Source organism: Soonwooa buanensis, from assembly GCF_900167905.1.
Classification (GTDB): Bacteria; Bacteroidota; Bacteroidia; order Flavobacteriales; family Weeksellaceae; genus Soonwooa; species Soonwooa buanensis.
Genome location: NZ_FUYZ01000007.1, coordinates 106521 through 125331, shown reverse-complemented (window position 1 = coordinate 125331; position 18811 = coordinate 106521). Strand labels below are relative to the sequence as shown.

Annotated in this window: 16 protein-coding genes; 6 read left to right on the top strand and 10 right to left on the bottom strand. The window is 34.5% G+C overall.

Annotated elements, in window-relative coordinates; all coding sequences use genetic code 11:
- Positions 1 to 80 precede the first annotated feature (80 nt).
- The 7 genes from B5X62_RS10745 to B5X62_RS10715 form a co-directional block, all read right to left on the bottom strand.
- Complete coding sequence (locus B5X62_RS10745; RefSeq protein ID WP_079667428.1) at positions 81 to 491, bottom strand: helix-turn-helix domain-containing protein; 411 nt, start codon at positions 489 to 491, stop codon at positions 81 to 83.
- Between the two features lie 134 nt (positions 492 to 625).
- Positions 626 to 940: a helix-turn-helix domain-containing protein gene (locus B5X62_RS10740; protein ID WP_079667427.1), complete on the bottom strand. Its 315-nt coding sequence runs from the start codon at positions 938 to 940 to the stop codon at positions 626 to 628.
- A 61-nt stretch (positions 941 to 1001) separates the two neighbouring features.
- Complete coding sequence (locus tag B5X62_RS10735; RefSeq protein ID WP_079667426.1) at positions 1002 to 1436, bottom strand: hypothetical protein; 435 nt, start codon at positions 1434 to 1436, stop codon at positions 1002 to 1004.
- 90 nt (positions 1437 to 1526) lie between these two features.
- The gene (locus B5X62_RS10730) at positions 1527 to 2075 is read right to left on the bottom strand and encodes a hypothetical protein (protein ID WP_079667425.1); all 549 of its coding nucleotides are present in this window, start codon (positions 2073 to 2075) and stop codon (positions 1527 to 1529) included.
- 18 nt (positions 2076 to 2093) lie between these two features.
- On the bottom strand, positions 2094 to 3101 hold the full coding sequence (locus tag B5X62_RS10725) for a hypothetical protein (protein WP_079667424.1): 1008 nt from the start codon (positions 3099 to 3101) through the stop codon (positions 2094 to 2096).
- On the bottom strand, positions 3091 to 5706 hold the full coding sequence (locus B5X62_RS10720; protein ID WP_079667423.1) for a hypothetical protein: 2616 nt from the start codon (positions 5704 to 5706) through the stop codon (positions 3091 to 3093). Before B5X62_RS10720 ends, B5X62_RS10725 begins: the two co-directional genes overlap by 11 nt.
- A 114-nt stretch (positions 5707 to 5820) precedes the next feature.
- Positions 5821 to 6327 carry a hypothetical protein gene (locus B5X62_RS10715; protein ID WP_221405227.1) on the bottom strand — a complete coding sequence of 169 codons (507 nt, stop codon included), beginning with the start codon at positions 6325 to 6327 and terminating at the stop codon, positions 5821 to 5823.
- 807 nt (positions 6328 to 7134) lie between these two features.
- Here B5X62_RS10715 and B5X62_RS10710 point away from each other — a divergent pair.
- The 3 genes from B5X62_RS10710 to dnaK all read left to right on the top strand — a co-directional run bounded on the left by B5X62_RS10710 (position 7135) and on the right by dnaK (position 12501).
- Positions 7135 to 8712, top strand: coding sequence for a T9SS-dependent choice-of-anchor J family protein (locus B5X62_RS10710; protein ID WP_079667421.1), 1578 nt, complete (start codon positions 7135 to 7137; stop codon positions 8710 to 8712).
- Between the two features lie 115 nt (positions 8713 to 8827).
- The gene (locus B5X62_RS10705) at positions 8828 to 10507 is read left to right on the top strand and encodes a LuxR C-terminal-related transcriptional regulator (protein ID WP_079667420.1); all 1680 of its coding nucleotides are present in this window, start codon (positions 8828 to 8830) and stop codon (positions 10505 to 10507) included.
- Between the two features lie 98 nt (positions 10508 to 10605).
- Positions 10606 to 12501: a molecular chaperone DnaK gene (gene dnaK, locus B5X62_RS10700; protein WP_079667419.1), complete on the top strand. Its 1896-nt coding sequence runs from the start codon at positions 10606 to 10608 to the stop codon at positions 12499 to 12501.
- 80 nt (positions 12502 to 12581) lie between these two features.
- Here the strand turns inward: dnaK and B5X62_RS10695 are convergent, their stop codons facing one another.
- Both B5X62_RS10695 and B5X62_RS10690 read right to left on the bottom strand, forming a co-directional pair.
- Positions 12582 to 12905, bottom strand: coding sequence for a hypothetical protein (locus B5X62_RS10695; RefSeq protein WP_079667418.1), 324 nt, complete (start codon positions 12903 to 12905; stop codon positions 12582 to 12584).
- A complete protein-coding gene (locus B5X62_RS10690; protein ID WP_079667417.1) occupies positions 12893 to 13090 on the bottom strand; it encodes a hypothetical protein in 198 nt (65 codons plus the stop codon). The genes B5X62_RS10695 and B5X62_RS10690 overlap by 13 nt, the downstream gene beginning before the upstream one ends.
- Positions 13091 to 13258: 168 nt before the next feature.
- Between B5X62_RS10690 and B5X62_RS10685 the strand changes: the two genes are divergently transcribed.
- The gene (locus tag B5X62_RS10685; RefSeq protein WP_079667416.1) at positions 13259 to 13705 is read left to right on the top strand and encodes a KTSC domain-containing protein; all 447 of its coding nucleotides are present in this window, start codon (positions 13259 to 13261) and stop codon (positions 13703 to 13705) included.
- An 81-nt stretch (positions 13706 to 13786) separates the two neighbouring features.
- Here the strand turns inward: B5X62_RS10685 and B5X62_RS10680 are convergent, their stop codons facing one another.
- Positions 13787 to 14329, bottom strand: a complete 543-nt coding sequence (locus B5X62_RS10680; RefSeq protein ID WP_079667415.1) for a tetratricopeptide repeat protein — start codon at positions 14327 to 14329, stop codon at positions 13787 to 13789.
- A 404-nt stretch (positions 14330 to 14733) separates the two neighbouring features.
- Here B5X62_RS10680 and B5X62_RS10675 point away from each other — a divergent pair, with 404 nt between their 5' ends.
- Positions 14734 to 15750 (top strand): nucleoid-associated protein, encoded by a 1017-nt coding sequence (locus tag B5X62_RS10675; RefSeq protein ID WP_079667414.1) that lies wholly within the window; start codon positions 14734 to 14736, stop codon positions 15748 to 15750.
- 515 nt (positions 15751 to 16265) lie between these two features.
- Complete coding sequence (locus B5X62_RS10670; RefSeq protein ID WP_079667413.1) at positions 16266 to 18653, top strand: TonB-dependent receptor; 2388 nt, start codon at positions 16266 to 16268, stop codon at positions 18651 to 18653.
- Positions 18654 to 18811 lie beyond the last annotated feature (158 nt).

The window sequence follows — 18811 nt, the reverse complement described above, 5'->3', positions numbered from 1 at the left end:
TATTTTATTTAAAAAAGCTTAAAAGCATATTGACAAGCGCATAACACTCGATATCAAACGCTTAGACTTGGCGAGACTAACTATTTTTTCTCATCTTGTTTAATCCATTTATAAAAAGTCGTTCTAGGAATGTTGTACCTTTTCAAGATTTCCGAATTTGTCATTTTTTTGTTCTCCACTAGGTCTTGAATAAATCCAATAACTTCTTTTGTGTATAATTTCTTTTTAAAAATAGGAAGCTTAGTCTCAACATTATATTTAGATTCGTGAGAATATAAGATCAAATGCTGCGAGTACAATACAAAGAAATCATATTCTAGAAGCTTGCTCCATTTCATTAACACGGTTATGTTTAGACTTTTGGACGCATACATGCCAGCTACTTCTGCTTCTGTACATTTAAAAAATTTGGAAATTCGAGCCATCGAGATATCACGTTCGTCAACAATATTCTTAATAAAGGATCCAATATGAATATCCTTATAAATCATAATTATTTTTTTCTGTTTTAAAGCAAATCAAACCCTATTTGTTCACATGTAACAATTACCCATAAGCTCTTTATAGATATAATAAAGCTTAGTTTGAAGATCAAGATTCGAGTTTGATAAAGATTACTAGAGATTTAACAATACAGCCTTTTCCATTTGGTAATAGTATTGCGGCTAAGATTATAATGTTTGGCAAGATCGGTTACCGTCAAACAATTTTTCTTTTGAAACTCTAAAATTTTTACAATATCGTCTTTAAAATAAGAATGAAGCTTGGAGTTATCTCTGTGCGTTTTTTTACCAAAGATTTTTTCGTTAAGGCATAATATATCCAGCGACGAAAGTTCAGTTTTGGAAAGAATAGCTTTACAATCTTCCAACTTCTCGGGATACTTTTGTTCCAAAATGTCTGTATAGATTTTTCTATAATTAACGTTAGATTTTTTCATGATATTTGTGTGTTGGTTTTGGTGTCAAATTAATATGCATTGACCGCATCTCTTCTTTTTTTTACTTTTTATTTTTATTAATCCATTTGTTGAGCGTTGTTTTTGGGATATTGTAGGCATTAACAACCTCACTAATGCTCATCTCATTATTTTCGATTTTTTCTAAAATGAAATTGATAATTTCGAAGGTATAGATATTTTTGCGAAACTGTAAGCCTTCTGACTTTTGGACATTTGAGCTTGGCGTCTCTCGTGCTATAGCAGGTGCATACAAAATAAGATGTTGCGAATAGAGCCTAAAAAAATCATAGTCTAGTATTTTACTAAGTTTTAGTAATACATCAACATCCATATCTTGGGCAGTATAATAACCAATCAATTCATCTTGATTCGTTTCTAGACTTCTAGCAACTTCGGCTTCGGTAATACCAATTTCTTGAATTCTCGTTTTGATGCATTCTCCTATCAATATGTCTTTAAAGTTACTTTTCATCATAAAATTTACTTCTCAAAAACATGTATCGAATTAAAAAAGGGGCATCTCAGTTGAGACACCCCAAGAATAACTAATTATTTATCCATTTTTCTATTGTGGTGCTAAGAACGACCAAGTCTGACCGTTGTAAAAAGCCAACCTTTCCAAGCCAACTTTATTAACATACACCATCATACCAGGTGCAGGACTTGGGATCTTGTTAACATCGTCAACCGTTGGTAATACCAAAGCCTTGGTATCCGACTCTAAAACCAGAACACCATCTGCTGGAGAATCGCTCGCACCAATTATGGCTCTTGCGGTACTATCCTCCGATGTTAAGGGTTGCTTGGCTAAAGCTGCTGTTACATCACCTTTGTCGGATGCCTTTTTGCTTCCCAAGCTAATCCATGCAGTGCCATCCCAATACTCTACATTAGCAGCTGTAGGTACAGTAGCATCTAGGATCAAAGTACCAGGTGCCGGATTAGTAGGTTTTGTTCTTACATAAGGTAGAACAAGACCTTTGTTTTTACCAACTTCAAACTCTAGCAGGACCGATGTTTTGCTAACTGCAGTACCTTTCGCATCACCAATAATAACTTGTGACGAAACTTTTGCAGAAAACAAGACAATTCCTAATATTATTAATTTTTTCATTTTGTTAAATTTAAAAGATTATCTATCTGGGCATCCTGGTTTCGAGAAACACTTCCATGCACCTCCACTAAATATTTTGAAACATTTAGCATAAGTGTCATACACCATCATACCTTCTTGCGGAGTAGTTATTTTTGATAACTTGGGATCTGCAGATGTTGCTGCAGGATCTGATGTCATTCTTGTTACCACAAATCCTTTAGTATTAGATTCTAATACCGTATGTGCAGAGCCTCTCAGCATTGGCCAGTTATCTTCGTTAACACCCGCTCTTTTTAACAAGGTAATACCATGTTGAGTAGGATTAGCCGCATCAAAATTGCTATTAGGATTATAACAGTATGGAGCCGTCGTAAGATCTATCGTCACACTTGTTGTTTGACAAGATAATGGCTCCGTCGCATTAACACATACAGTGTAATACACAACGTAGTGGCTTAGTGTAACGGTATCGTCAACACGTACTTCGCCTGTGGTAGTATCAAGATGAATACCCGCTGGCCATGTGCCGGCCTCTGAGATAGTTACCTGTCCAGGATTAGTACCAATTACTGGGACAACGTTGCTTACATTATCATTAGCTAATACATTATCTACCGCCGTAAAGGCCTCACCGAAGTATCCACTACCTGAATCCGGTTTTACTTCTAGATTACTTATGATAATGGTCACGGTCGTAAAGTCCATACCAGAACATGTCCCGTTAACGTAATAATTAAACGTATAAGTTCCTTCTGTAATCGTCTGTCCATGCCAGATATTGCCTATTAGCAATCCACTTTCTGGGAAGCTTGTCTCCACCCAATAACCATTAGTATCATAAGGTCCTGTAAGGTAGTTAAACAAGTTAAGAGGTCCAGTTAGCGTATTGGTATCTATATACACGGTACGTCCAGTACCAGCTTCGGGAGCAGTATCGTTAGTATCACTCAATATATAAGACACGACGATTGGTGCACAACCAGTAGCATTTTTAAGGCTTAGTGTTGCAGTATAAGTTCCTTTTTGAGTTGCTTTAAGCTGCATTAGCTGCAACATTAAATGTCCCATCAGGATTCATAGTGATCCCTTGTGGTAGTGGAGTCGGATCCAATACTATATTAACATTAGCTGTAGTTGCTGGTTGACCATCATAGGTATCGTTAGCCAATATAGAAGATGTTACACCTGCAACACCACTATTAAAGTCTCCTAAATTGTCCGTTGTAGCAACAAGAACCGGCGCTTCAACTTTAACTTGTGCATTACCAATTGCGCAGTTGTTCGCTTTTCCTTTTTCACAAATCTGGTATTGAACTGTATAGTCTCCAGCTGGTGTATTAGGTGCAACAGTAATTGTACCATCAGCATTTAATGTAAAGCCAGCAGGCAAAGTTGTATTAGGAGCTAAAGAAAGATCAACATTAGAAGTTGTTGCAGAAACACCGTTAACAGTATCATTTGCTAATACCGATGGAGTTACACCACCTGTAGAACCTTTAACGCTAAATTTATCTCCATTAGCAATAATCGGTTTTACACAACTTAAAGATTCTCCATTAGACTTACGAGTATCGATGAAAATACCGTAAACATCTATAATGTTTTCTAAACTTGATATTGATCCTGTTACAATCTGTACTTCATCAAAAGGTTTTGTTGTATAGAAACCAATATTTTTAGTACCTGTTCCCCATATTGGGATTAACAAGGTTAAGTCGATCAAATCAACAGATGTTTTACTTTCTTGTAATACACCATCGTTATAAGTTTTAATAGTGATATACTCTAACAAGTCACCTTGCACGAAGAAATATCTATCCTTAACTGTAAATCCTGCAAAAGTTCCTACTGGGTAAGTAGCACTAGCATCTACTACACTAATTGACGCTTGGTTACCAACACCAGCGGTTAATTTAATTCTAGAATAATCGTTAGGATTACTATTGATTATATTACCAGGACTATTAACTGAACATGCAGTACATGCCAAAGATTTAACACCTGTTCTTTGCGCATTAACAACTACAGGGAAGTCTGGCTGAGTCCAATAATAACTGCTATTACAGTTAATAGGTTTTGGACAAGACTTCATAACAACCATTTTATAAATTTTTGTTGATCCTAAGTCTAGACCTACCAAGTTAGTAACAGTAATTCTTACTTCACTAAAAGCTTTTGTAGTAACAAATCCTAATACATATCTACCAGAACTAGCTAAAAGATCTGTACCAATTCCTAAAATCAAACCATTACCATTAGCAGATTCTAACTTATTACCAGCAGCATCATAAGTACTAACAGTCATTTGTTGTAAAAACTGTGCGTTAAATATTGAACTACTTTGAATTTCGAAACCTGCATAAGTTCCTGCAGCATAAGGAGCAAGCGCTTTTTTGACAGCAAGTGTACCACTAGAAGCACCAGAAGCTGCAAGATTAATACTAGCATAATTGTCAGTATTACTATCTACAACATTTTCTGGATTAATAACTGTAGCTAATCCTGCAAGACCTGTCACACCAGTACCCGATGTATTGATGAATACTGGATAGTTTGGCTTAGCCATTGTTGTTTGCGTATTACATACCAAATCCGCACCTTCGCAAGGCTTGTTAAGTACAAGATTATAAACTTGCGTTGCCTTAAGACTTGTAGCAACCAACTGTTCAGCAATAATCTGAACCTCATCAAAACTACGTGACGTTACGAAACCTACAATTTGCGCATTGTTAACATCAAGAATCTGTGCACCAAGCAATAATGCCGGTCCAGATTTTGATTCTTGTTCAACACCTTTTAAATAGGTTTTAATAGTAATTCTATCAAGCATTGCCAAATTAACAAGTGTTTCATTTTTAATTCTGAAACCAGCGTAAGTTCCTGCATCATAAGGCTTCGCTCCAACTAAAACTGATAAAAATGCTTTGTTCAAAACACCAATTGGCGTTGTAAGCGTAGCATAATTTGAGTTATCATTATCAACAACATTATCAGGATTAAGAACCGCTCCCACAGTTAATCCACTTACATCAGTTCTTAACGGGTTAATAACTGCTGGATATGTAGGCGCCGTAATATTAGTATCAGCATTACAATTCAATGCTGGTCCATCACAAGCTCTAAAAACCTCGGCATAATAAACACTTGCCGTAAACCATGCTTGTGTACCTGGGTCGATAGTTATTCTAACTTTATTGAATTTTTGTGACGTAAAGAATCCTATTCTATTCGTATTATTATTAAATAAAGTTGTAATAAACTTTTTCTTATCTACAGATTCAACCTTATTTCCATTCAAAAAAGTTTCAATCTTTGTACCACTACCTAAAGATAGGATATCCAATCTATCGAAATAAAATGCAGCGAATGATCCTGCTTCAAAAGTAGTACTACTTTCAACTTCTATCCACGCACTCATTCCAATGAGGGTCGTATAGGTCGCTGCGTTAGTCAAGTTATTGTCTACAACGTTACTTACGCCAGACCACTTGTTACCAATCAAACCACGTTCTCCAGTTGCGCTAACGCTAGCATCAAACTGTTTAATCAATTTTTGAGACGTATTACATGGTATCGTCTGCGCACTTAAGGATCCCCAACCAAATAGACAGAGAAGCAGTAGTGCATACAATTTGTTAAAATGTTTCATTTATCATTATTTTTGTGTTATATAAAATTATTCGGCACATACAATGTGCGAACAGCAACTATCGATCGTAAGTGATAATAGTTGACATACATATATTGTTAATATGTTATTAGCTTAAGAAATTGGAGGAGGTCTTGCCCAACCTGTTTTTAAATAAACCGATTGACAAACTATGTTACGGTAATGTGTATTAACAGCATTATCATAAAGTAGAATATATGTAGTCCCAAATGATTTATCATCAGGTTTTACAGTAGATTTGTGATAAGTATTACCAGAGAAAATGGCATAAGAAGCTTCCTTAGATCCGCCAGAAATCATCTTGGCAGGATCAGCAGCCAGTACAAAAACATTAGCTTGTTTTGTAACTTTGGGTATCTTGCTAGTTTTTGTGCTTGTTATTACTTTACTAGGTTTTTTTTCAACACTTCTAGAAGGAAGTTTGTTTTTGTAAGAATCAATTTTCGTCTCTACAATATTTTCAACATTGCTGACCGCTTCAGGATGATTAATAATTGCGACCTCACCAACTAGCGTGATATCATTACCAGTCCCTATTTGTGCAAAACACAACGAGCTAAGACTCATCAACGTCAAAAATCCGAGACAGAATATATACATTCCTATCCCGAAAAAATAGCACGAAAAACTATAGGTAAAAAATAGTTTTTTTTTCAATCGATTTGTGTTTTGTGTGTGTGTTTTTATGAAATCAAGTTAAAATAACTTTAACCAAATCATCCGATGCAAATATACATTATTTTCTATAAAAACCACATTTAACGAAAAATCAATACAAAAATTAAGAAAAAACTACTTAAAATATTTAACTATTTAACAATATAATTAAAAATTTCATTTTTTATAAATATTTACATTTTAAACCTAAATAATACATTATGTTTCATTTTTATTAAAACATAAACAATTAAAGTTTTAAATAGAAAAAATATAATAACAAAAGAAAACAGTAAAGACAAAGCATTGCCAGCGTTAGATAAATAATAAATTTCAACGCATAACATAATATCATTAATTAAAAAAAAATTCCATTAGCATTAAAAAAACAAGGATCAAACCTCCCGATCAACGATTATAAAACCTGCATTGTCCTAAAATAGGTTGACCAAATATTAAGCACTTTTATTAAACAATGGACTTAACAAATGGACAAACCCGCCGAAAAAGAAACGACAAAAAACTCTTTTGAATTCAAAATTTTCGTCGTCTCACAAATCAACAATTGGCAAATTTAAATTAACTATTCTTTAAAAAAGCACGATATTTCCAGAAGTACAATCGATTATTGGCGAAATTATTAAACATTTAATAATCAATCGGTTAATATTATTGTCTATACGATGTCTATAAAAAATACAAATGAAATTCATTTTTTTTGCTAAAATTTGAAAACCAAAATTAAACAATATGAAAAAACTTTCTTTTTTACTTTTGATGTTTTGCATACAGATTAGCTATGCACAATATCTTTTCGAAGATTTTTCGGGTGGCGCAATCCCTTCTACCTGGACAATAGTAAAAACCAATCCAACCAATAATTGGAAAATTTCTGCAGAGCAACCAGACGGTCATTATGAAGCAGTTTGTAGCGCAATACAAAATTCTGGTGATATAGATGAATGGCTAATTACCAAGTCGTTTAGCTTAGAAAACAGTACAAAACCTTACATGGAAATGTTTACTAATTTCAGCTCAGTTGATGCAGAGTTAGAACTAATGAGCTTTGAAGTGCTATCATCGATTGACAATGGCACAACATGGCAAACAGTATGGACAACCAATGATTTTTCTTATTGGTATGACTATTCGACAATTTTAGTTAATTCGAAGTTAGATAATCTTAAAGGAAAACCAAATGTGAAACTCGCATTAAGATTTAGAGGTTTGGATCCTTCATTACAATCAACAGTTTGGCTATCAAAACTTAGTGTTAAAGAAGACACTAGAATACAACCAACTAGTGTCGACTTATCAGTTAATGGAGGTGGTGCTCCAGAAGTTATTGTAGGATCTAGTATTAAACTAAACGCAGTTGTTAACCCAAGTACAGCTAACCAAAAAGTTGTTTGGACTGTAGAAGAAGGTTATGAGAATGCCAGCATCTGGGAAGGCGAAGTTTTCGCATATCTTCCAGGTAAAGCAGTTATCCGTGCAACAAGTGTTGATGATCCAACAATTTATAAAGATATTGAAATTACTATTTTAAAAGAAAATGACCCTTGTCAACAAAAATTTGATGGTGTTGTAAGTTATGTTTCCGGCATCAATGGATCTATGAATCAGTTAGTTGCTAATGACATCATAATCCAACCTAATACTAAATTTAGTTTTACGGGAATTAAAATGCTTGTCAACTTTGACATTAAAAATGCTGAGCATTATCCACCTTTCACAATAAATATTCATGAAGATAACGCTGGTAAACCAGGCACAATCATCAAAACATTATCTAATCTTGAGGTTAAACCTCCATTTGGGACTGGCTTGTATCAAGATATACAAATTGACTTCCCAACACTTTATGACTTCCCAACTGATGTTTTAGCTAAAAAATATTGGTTAAGTGTTACAACAAATGACGACGGTTACCCTATCCGTTGGGTTGGATATAACATCGATGATGATAGTTTGCCATCTATGGGATCAACTAATAATGGCGCAACATGGACTCCAAAAATTAATGACAATGGTAAAGGTGTAGATAATATATTTCAAATTTTAGGTGCATGTACACCAGCTCTTGCTACAGCAGAAGTATATAAAAAAACAATAAAAGTGTATCCTAATCCTGTTAAAAATACTCTTTATATCAGTTCGAAAGAAAAAATCGTAGAGGCGCAAATCTATGATATGCAAGGTAAGAGTTTGAAAACAAGCTTTAACCAATCAAGCATTTCATTCGCAAATCTGCCTAAAGGCGTATACATTGTAAAAATGAAAGATGTAAACTCCAATGTTACGACGGAAAAAGTTGTTAAAGAATAATCTTTAAGTTTTTCTAAATTTTGAAAAGCTGTCTTCATCGGAGACAGCTTTTTCTTATTTAATATTTTAATACATTTGTTTGTTTAAGATAAAAACAAATAACTTTTCTAGGCATATGTTCAACAAGCTAAATAAATATCTACTAAGCTTTATTCTTATATTAGCCAACTTTAGCTTAATACCTGCCCAACTTTCAGAAAGTGATAGTTTGAGAAAAGTCATTACGACGCTTTATCAAGAAAATGCCATCCTCGAAGTCAATAGAATTGTTAATAAAAATGATTTTACAGATACCAATTATCCGCTATCATTACTTAACAAGAATCTAGAAATTTCGCTAAAACAAAATAATAAAGAATGGTTAGCAGACACTTATCTTAGTCTTGGTGTTTTTTGGGGACAAAAGGGAAACCTCAAAAAAGCTTATCAATATTTTCTAGATGCTGAAGTTGCAGCAAAACAAGCCAAGAATATTAAAAAACAAGGTCAAGCCATACTTAACCAAGCCAATGTAGAAACCAGCCTTGATCGAAAAATCAGAAAATTTCATCAATCTATTCCATTTTTAGAAAGCCAAAAAGATACACTCAATCTTATAAAACTTTATCAAAATGTCGGCTATGTCTACTACGAAAAATATAGAAGTGCTAAAATAAAAGATTCACTGTCCTATTACAAAAGCCAATCTAAAGCACAATATGACATTGCAAGAAATCTAAATACCAACTTCAAAAATGAAGAAATGCAAGCGCTTACTTATAATCGTGAAGCATTATGGTACAAAGAAGAAAAGCAATACGACAAGGCTTTAGAAAGTTTTTTAAAATCAAAAAACTTATTAGAATCTAGCAAACAAATGCGTTTGAAAATTTTCTCAGACATTAACATTGCAGAAATCTATTGGGAGAAAAAAGACTTTCAAAACTTCGAAAAGACAATGGCTATCGCCGAAAATGAAGCAAAAAAATACAACATCGATGATTATCTTGTGACCATCTATGGCGATTACAAAGAGTATTATGCAGAAATTGGAAACCCGAACAAAGCTTTAGAATACACAAAAAAATACTACGACCTCACTATTTCGCAAGCCGAAAAAAGTAGCACCGATAAAATTAAACTGGTTGAGCTAGAGAACGATGTCAAAACCAAAGAGCTTTCTTTATCACAATTAAAGTCTAAACAACGTAATTATTATATCATATTTATAATTTCGGCACTATTGCTTGTCATTGCGGCTTTCAGTATTTATTTATTACGCAAAAACAACAAGCGCAAACTTATAAGTATCGAAAAAGACAAAAAAATTATCGAGATTGAACTTGAAAACAAACGTCTTAAAGAAATAATTCTCCAAGAAAAAGACACGCTTAATCAACAATATTTATCATCTTTTGTAAAACAGTCAGAAAGCCTGAACAACTTTTTGGAAGATCTTTCTATAAGGTTAAAAAAGACAGAAACTCTTACTCAAAGCGATGTTAATCAAATTAAATTAGAGTTTGCAAATCTCACCAATCAAAGCTCGGAAATTAAGAATATTTCTAATATTTCTAAATCTAATCTTCAAGAACTTATTGTTAAATTAAAACAGCAATTTCCAGAAATAACTACAGCTGATATTAATTTGATTTCGTTATTGTATGAAGGTTTTAACTCAAAAGAAATCGCTTCGGCACTCAACATCTCCGCAAATAGTGTCAATACCAAACGTTATCGTCTTCGTAAAAAATTAAAACTTGAAAATGATGACTCTTTTGACGTCTTTTTTAAACAAACCATTTCCCAAAACTGACAATATGTCATTGTTCATAACAAATTATGTCAGCATTTCTCAATGGCACAAAGATTGAGAAATGCATAACAACAATTTAAAATTAAAAAAATAAAAATATGAGCAAAATAATCGGAATTGACTTAGGGACAACCAACTCTTGCGTTGCAGTAATGGAAGGTAAAGATCCTGTAGTTATCCCTAACGCAGAAGGGAAAAGAACAACTCCATCTATCGTAGCATTTACAGAAGATGGTGAAAGAAAAGTAGGTGATCCTGCAAAAAGACAAGCGGTAACTAACCCTACAAAAACAGTTTACTCAATCAAAAGATTTATCGGAACGCACTTCAAAGATGACGCTTCAGAAATCACAAGAGTACCTTACAAAGTAGTTGCTGGACCAAACGATACGGTTAAAGTAAAAATTGACGACAGAGAATATACACCTCAAGAAATCTCTGCTATGATTCTTCAAAAAATGAAGAAAACGGCTGAAGATTATTTAGGTCAAGAAGTTACTAGAGCGGTAATTACGGTTCCTGCATACTTTAACGATGCACAAAGACAAGCTACTAAAGAAGCTGGAGAAATCGCAGGTCTTAAAGTAGAAAGAATTATCAACGAGCCAACAGCTGCAGCGTTAGCTTACGGTCTTGATAAAGCACATAAAGATCAAAAAATCGCAGTTTATGACCTTGGTGGTGGTACTTTCGATATCTCAATCCTTGATTTAGGTGATGGTGTATTCGAAGTATTATCAACAAACGGAGATACGCACCTTGGTGGTGATGATTTTGATGATGTAATTATCAACTGGTTGGCTGACGAATTTAAAGCTGAGGAAGGTGTTGATCTTAAAGCAGATCCAATCGCATTACAAAGATTAAAAGAAGCTGCTGAAAAAGCAAAAGTAGAATTATCTTCTTCAACTCAAACAGAAATTAACTTACCATACATTACAGCAACTGCTTCTGGACCAAAACACTTAGTTAAAACTTTAACAAGAGCAAAGTTCGAGCAATTATCTGCTGATTTGGTAAGAAGATCAATGGAGCCTTGTAAAAAAGCTTTATCTGATGCTGGTTTATCAACATCTGATATCGATGAGGTTATCTTGGTAGGTGGTTCTACAAGAATCCCAATTATCCAAGAAGAAGTTGAAAAATTCTTCGGTAAAAAGCCTTCAAAAGGAGTTAACCCAGACGAAGTTGTAGCAATTGGTGCTGCAATCCAAGGTGGAGTTTTAACTGGTGATGTTAAAGACGTTCTTTTATTAGACGTTACGCCACTTTCTTTAGGTATCGAAACTATGGGTTCAGTGTTCACTAAATTAATTGACGCGAATACAACCATCCCAACTAAAAAATCTGAAGTTTTCTCTACAGCGTCTGACAATCAGCCTGCAGTAAGCATCAGAGTTGGACAAGGTGAAAGACCAATGTTCAACGATAACAAAGAAATCGGGAAATTCGATTTACAAGATATTCCACCAGCGCCAAGAGGAGTTCCTCAAATCGAAGTAACTTTCGATATCGACGCGAACGGTATCTTAAGTGTTTCGGCAAAAGATAAAGGAACTGGTAAAGAGCAATCTATCAAAATCCAAGCTTCTTCAGGTCTTTCTGATGCAGAAATCGAAAGAATGAAGCGTGAAGCTGAAGAAAATGCTTCTGCTGATGCTAAGAAAAAAGAAGAAGTTGAAGTTTACAACAAAGCAGACGGATTAATCTTCCAAACTGAAAAACAATTGAAAGAGTTTGGTGACAAACTTTCAGCTGACAAAAAAGCTGCAGTAGAAACTGCCGCAGCAGAATTGAAAGTAGCTTTCGATGCTAAAGATTTTGATGCTACAAAAGCAAAAACTGAAGCTTTAGATGCTGCATGGATGGCTGCTTCAGAAGAAATGTATGCTCAAGGTCAACAAGCAGGACCAGATGCTGGACAACAACAAGGAGGTGCTGCTAACGGCGGTGCAGACGATGTTCAGGATGCTGACTTCGAAGAAGTAAAATAAACTCAGCGAGTTAGGCAATAATTAATCCCTTCACGAAAGTGAGGGGATTATTTTTTTGATTAATATTAATAGATTAAAAATTACAAATATTTCGTCAATTCCGAATGGCTATTGGTGATGAAGGTAACGAGGTAACGGTTTCCGAGGTTTTCAAAAAAGATATACCAAGTCGTATTTGTATTTGCTTTGTAGAAAATATATTTAGATCCTAATTCTAATAAATTTTCGGGTGTGTTTTTAAATGGAAAAATGGGTAAATTGTATTCAATGAAATCATATATTCTTTGTACATATTTTTGCGCATCTTCCTCAAATCCAAAATATTCTTTTTGAAACAAGGTCAACACCAATTCTTCCAAATAGTCTATAACATTGCTTTGAAGAATAATATTTATTTCTTCCAAGGTAAAGTTTTTATGTAATCAGAAGTTCTTTTGCGAGCTTCCGCAACCGAAATCCCTCTTTCCCATTCTTTTTCGAAATCCAAAGATTTTCTTTTTCGGATTTTGTTGATTTCTTCAATCAATGCTGGATTTTCTAATGATTGAATCCATTTGATGATTTCAATTTTTTCGGCAGATAGATTCATTTTGTATGTAATATTATTAACAAAGATAAGCAATTAACTCAAAAAATGATTAAATGCCAATTATCACATTATCAATTTTTTAACATTAAAATTCAAAATATAATTTGTACTTTTGCACTCCGAAATTCAGAGTGTATATATTTCTGAATTCATTTAAAATTTAGAAAAATGAAAAGAATTGGCGAGCACAGAAAACTTCTTGGAGTAGATAAAGATGTAACTTTAAGCGAGTTAAAAACCATTTACAGAAACACGATGAAGGATTCACATCCTGATAAATTCGTCAATGATGAAGCAGGGAAATTAGAAGCCGAAGAAAAGAGTAAAACGGTTATTGAAGCCTATCATTTCTTAGTGAGCATCAACAAAGAAACTCAAGAAAAATACAAAGAAGAATACACCGAAACTATTTCTAAAAGTAATATTGAAGATTTCGATTACGAAAAATCAATCTTGAAAATTCAGCATTTGAATGGTAAAATGTACGAATACATCGGTGTTCCAAGAAATACATTTATCAAAATGGTGAACGCAGATTCGCCAAGTCGTTTTGCAAGAAGACACATCTACGGAAATTTCATTTACAGAAAATCCGGTGAAGCCATGGTTGATTAATCAGCAGCTATACTTTTTAGACATAAAAAAAGAGGCTGTCTCATTTTTGAGACAGCCTCTTTCCATTTATATTTAATTCAATTATTTATCCAAAGCTTCTTTCAGCTTAATGGCATCAGCATTAGTTGCGTCATACTCAAGAGATTTTGAGATATTCTTTTTCGCTTCCTCTTTGTTAGTTTCAAACTGAGAATAAGCTACAAAAAAGTGAGCATAAGCCAAATTTGCTTTACTAGCCTCTAATTCCTCAGGCTTAACTAGACTAATATATTTTTGATACGAAGATGTTGCATTCGGCACATCTTTCAAAGATTGATACACATAACCTTCGCTATAATATGCTGGCGCCCAATCCGGAAGCGCAGTTGTTACTTTTTTCCAAGTTTCCAACGCATTCGTCCAATCCTTCCCTTCTTGATAAGCAACGGCAAGATTCACAAGCGCATTATTATCTTTTGGATTAGCTTCCACTTGTTTTTTCAAAGCCTCAATAGCTGGATTCACTTGTTCTTGTGCCACTTGCATATCTGGCGACTTTTTCACTGAAGTCTGAGCCGTTACAAAACTTGCTGACCCGAATAATAAAATTCCTAAAACCGCATTTTTAATTATTACCTTATTCATCTTAATTCTAATTTTTAATTAATATTCGTTTTTACAAAAATTTACCAACAATATTAATTCCATGACAAACATCATATTTAGAAAACTTTAATATTTTTCTGACATATTAACTATTTTATTAAAAACTTTAATACAATTTATAATTTTAAAGAAGCATATTTCTATTTGGGCGTGCCGCTTTTCCTAGCTTAGTCCAACCAAAGCGTCGGTCTACGCGCAGTCGCTGTTAGTTGAGGCGGCGGCTTTCGCTTCGCTCAGCCGCCGCCTCAACTCACGAGCTCCAACAATGCGCTTCGCCCTCACGCGTCCATTGACAGATTTCTCAAAAAAAGAAAGACTTCATGAAATTGATATCGAATCTTAACTTCGGATTCCTATCTTTGCAATCCTAAAAAGATTATAACATGTTTTCTAAAATCGTTGTACATAAAGTTGGTAACAAAATCAATGGTGATCCGTTAATCCTTTCTCAGGAAGAGCTAGAGCTGCACGAAGATATGAAGGAGTTATTAGGAAATTATTTCCTTAACGCTTTCAAGTCCGAAGAGCAATTTCAGTTTTACAGCGACACCTATTTGGTTAACAATCCGGTATACAGTTCGGTTGCTGAGATTTTTGAAGACAAAAACAAATTTCTTTGGGAGTCCGAAAACATCGCAAAACATCTTTACGAAGCAGCCGAAAATCCACGCGTTCAAAATGGCGAAGTTTTCATCGTGTTCTTTGATTCCGAAGAAGATCCAGAAGGTGGCAAAATCGACAAAATCGGAATTTTCAAAACCGAAAAAAGAGAAGCTTTCCTTAAAATATATCCTCAAAACGAATCTTTCGAAGTTGAAAGAGATTTCGGAATCGGACTTTCAAAAATTGACAAAGCAGCATTAATTTATAATAATGACAAAGAATCGGGTTACATTTTATCCGTTGTTGATAACAACAAAAACGGTGACATGTATTATTGGTTCGAGGATTTCTTAAAAGTGAAACAACGCGACAACGACTTCTTCCACACGCAAGAGACTTTGGCGGTTTACAAAGATTATATCACGACACAACTTCCTCAAGAATTTGAAGTATCAAGAGCCGATCAAGCGGACTTTCTTAACAAGTCCATTAACTTCTTCAAAGAAAAAGAAGAATTCAAATATGATGATTTCGTTAACGAAATTTTGGTAGACGAGCACGTTATCGAAAGTTTTTCAAACTTTAAAACCGATTACGAAAACGACATGCAAGTCAGCATATCGGAAGATTTTCCGATTAATCAATCAGCGGTTAAAAAGCAACAACGCCACTTCAAATCAGTCATTAAGCTTGACAAAAACTTCCATATCTACGTTCATGGCGATCGCGACAAACTAGAAACTGGACAAGATGAAAAAGGTAAATATTACCGTCTTTACTTCGATTCCGAAAAATAATCGTAACAAATTTTAGTTTTTAAAGACATATAACAACACATAATTGTTTTTGAATTAAATATATCAAAACATAAAACACTAACTTTGTAAAGATGTTTAGAAAAAATCAACAACATAAATCGATAATCTCCAGTTTTATAGCTGGACTTTATTTGTTGTTGCTTGTCTTTTCACCCTACTTACATCAACATCATTCCGAGTTTCAACTCAACTTTTCGACTTCGAAGGACGTAAAATTTGAGAAAAATTCGTTAGAAAAATTCTCGAGTGCTAATGACTGTTTGGCTTGTCATTTTTTGACGACCAACCACAGCATCGAGCCACTCGACTTTGATTTTTCATCACTAAAAATCTTTTCGAAAAAGCAAGAGTTTGCAGTTTTGCGGTCAAGCTTTTTCAATTACAATATTACCAGCCTCTATTTGCGAGGTCCTCCCGTTTTCCAGTTATAATAGAAATAAATTCACTCCATTTGGGCTTTCCCTTTTGGATATGTTATACTGAAATTCAATTTAATGAAAACAATATTCAAACTAATGTTTCTCCTTTTGGGGACAACATTGGTAATGGCGCAATCTACGTACAAAGTGGAAGGCGTGGTGAAGGATTTTCATGACAAATCTGCATTGCGTGATGCAACTGTTGTCGTGGGAAGTCTTTCTACAAAAACGGATGCAAAAGGTAATTTTACACTTTCAAACATCAAAGCTGGGACTTACAACATTATCGTAACACACCCAAAATGTGACGCTTACAAATCCAAATTAGAACTTAACAAAAATCTACATTTGGAAATTCTGTTGGAGCATCACACCGAAGAAATTGCGACGATTACGATACATGCGCCACACAAGTCCAAAGGTGCCATTATCATCAAAACGCTTGACAAAGACGAGATTAACAGAAATTCTACAGAAAATCTTGGAAATCTTTTGACCAAAATCTCTGGCGTTGGAACTTTGAGAACCGGGAATAGCATTGCAAAACCTATTATCCATGGTATGTACGGCAGTCGTATCTCAATTATCAACAACGGTGTTAAATTGGCGGAACAAGAATGGGGCGTAGAACACGCACCTAATGTTGACATCAACAATTTTGAACACATCGATGTGATAAAAGGCGCTTCCGCTCTCAAATACGGAACAGACGCTGTTGGTGGCGTTGTCGTTTTGGAACCTGAGATTTACAAAAAGAAAGACAGCATCAGTGGATCGGCTAATCTTTCGGGGATGTCGAACGGTCGCGGACTTGGCGTTGACCTTAAAGTTTTAAAAACGTGGGAAAACGGCTGGGCAATCAAAACCAATGGCAGCTACAAAAAGCTGGGTGATTTATCTGCTCCGAATTATGATTTGATGAACACAGGAAGCGAATTTTCGTCTTTTAACTTTACGGTTCAAAAGAATGAATTCAAGCAAGGGATTTCGTTTGATTATTATGTCACGAATCAAAACTTAGGGATTTTCCGAGGTTCGCATGTTGGTAATGACAAAGATTTTTATCTAGCGATGACAGCACCAGAACCTTTGTATATGAGAGATTTTGGATATTCGATTGATAATCCAAGACAAGAAATCGAACATCATATTGCGAAAGTTTCGGGTTTTAAACGTTTTGAAAATTTAGGCAAGATTTCAGCGACTTATAGTTTCCAGTATAATCATCGAAAAGAATATGATCTTCGTCGTGGTGACTTGAATAGTATCCCAAGTTTGGATTTGGAATTAATCACCAATCAGTTCAACATTAATGATCTTTTGGAACGTGAAAAATGGTCTTTGGAAACAGGCATTGATTTGATGTATCAAAACAACTATTCGAATCCGAAAACCCAAGCCAGACGTTTGGTTCCGAATTATGATAAGTATTCGGGAGGTTTGTATTCTATTTTTAAATACAAGCTTTTATCAAACCTAAATGTTGAAGCTGGCGCGCGTTACGATGCAACCAAATACAATGTTGTAAAGTGGTATGACTACAAAGATTGGACGAATAATTATGCGCAAGATTTTTCGCAGTTTTATGTACGAACGTATCAAAATCGTGTCTTGACTAATCCCATTCTTAATTTTAAAAACTTTTCTTACAACGTTGGAATTGACTGGAAAACGAATCCAAATTTTGGAGTGAAATTTAATTACGCAAAAGTAGAAAGAACGCCAAATGTTGCAGAGCTTTTTGCTGAAGGTCTGCACCACTCTGCCGCTATTATCGAAAAAGGAAATATGCGTTTGCAGAACGAGTCTGGACATCAATTCAATTTGTTGATTGACGGAAAAGCCGATGTGTTGAAAGGTTTTGATTTTAGTATCAATCCGTATTATTTCATCACCAACAATTTCATCAATCAGATTCCGACGGGCATTCAGCAAGCGACGCAAGTTGGCCCTTTCCCAGTTTGGGAATATCGTCAAATCAATGCAAAAATGTTGGGCGTTGATGTCGATGTTAATCTTCATTTGACAGACAACCTCACCTATCGTGGTCGCGGCGCTTATCTTTATGGACAAGACACCACCAACGATGAGCCTTTGATCTTGATGATGCCAACCAACTTTAGCAACAATTTGGAATATCAACGTAAAGATTGGAAAAATTTCTACGTTAATTTAGAAAACAGAACAGTTTTAAAACAAGATCGTTTCCCGATTCACAATTCAGAAATTACATTTTATGAAAACGGTATCGAGGTCACAAAAACGGTAGATTTTAGCACGCCGCCTCCAGCTTACAGTCTTTGGAATATCCAAGCAGGATTTAATTTAACAAAGAATCTTTCGGCTGGCGTAACTGTTCAAAATTTATTTAACAAAGCTTATCGCGATTATCTCAACCGTCTTAGATATTTTTCTGACGATATGGGACGCAATATTATTATCAATTTCAGATATAATTTTTAGTATCATTATTTAAAATTTTAATTAAACTTTTTTAACAAATCCGTTGAACATTTTGAAACTATTATCAAAAAATAAAATTCTATTCTCGATGCAATTTTTCAAAAACACAATTTGAAAAACCACTCGAACTGACAAATTTTACTTCAAAATGAAAAACG

Coding starts and splice junctions, on each gene's coding strand:
- B5X62_RS10745 (WP_079667428.1), bottom strand. CDS start 491: ATGATTTATAAGGATATTCATATTGGATCCTTTATTAAGAATATTGTT.
- B5X62_RS10740 (WP_079667427.1), bottom strand. CDS start 940: ATGAAAAAATCTAACGTTAATTATAGAAAAATCTATACAGACATTTTG.
- B5X62_RS10735 (WP_079667426.1), bottom strand. CDS start 1,436: ATGATGAAAAGTAACTTTAAAGACATATTGATAGGAGAATGCATCAAA.
- B5X62_RS10730 (WP_079667425.1), bottom strand. CDS start 2,075: ATGAAAAAATTAATAATATTAGGAATTGTCTTGTTTTCTGCAAAAGTT.
- B5X62_RS10725 (WP_079667424.1), bottom strand. CDS start 3,101: ATGCAGCTTAAAGCAACTCAAAAAGGAACTTATACTGCAACACTAAGC.
- B5X62_RS10720 (WP_079667423.1), bottom strand. CDS start 5,706: ATGAAACATTTTAACAAATTGTATGCACTACTGCTTCTCTGTCTATTT.
- B5X62_RS10715 (WP_221405227.1), bottom strand. CDS start 6,327: ATGTATATATTCTGTCTCGGATTTTTGACGTTGATGAGTCTTAGCTCG.
- B5X62_RS10710 (WP_079667421.1), top strand. CDS start 7,135: ATGAAAAAACTTTCTTTTTTACTTTTGATGTTTTGCATACAGATTAGC.
- B5X62_RS10705 (WP_079667420.1), top strand. CDS start 8,828: ATGTTCAACAAGCTAAATAAATATCTACTAAGCTTTATTCTTATATTA.
- dnaK (WP_079667419.1), top strand. CDS start 10,606: ATGAGCAAAATAATCGGAATTGACTTAGGGACAACCAACTCTTGCGTT.
- B5X62_RS10690 (WP_079667417.1), bottom strand. CDS start 13,090: ATGAATCTATCTGCCGAAAAAATTGAAATCATCAAATGGATTCAATCA.
- B5X62_RS10685 (WP_079667416.1), top strand. CDS start 13,259: ATGAAAAGAATTGGCGAGCACAGAAAACTTCTTGGAGTAGATAAAGAT.
- B5X62_RS10680 (WP_079667415.1), bottom strand. CDS start 14,329: ATGAATAAGGTAATAATTAAAAATGCGGTTTTAGGAATTTTATTATTC.
- B5X62_RS10675 (WP_079667414.1), top strand. CDS start 14,734: ATGTTTTCTAAAATCGTTGTACATAAAGTTGGTAACAAAATCAATGGT.
- B5X62_RS10670 (WP_079667413.1), top strand. CDS start 16,266: ATGAAAACAATATTCAAACTAATGTTTCTCCTTTTGGGGACAACATTG.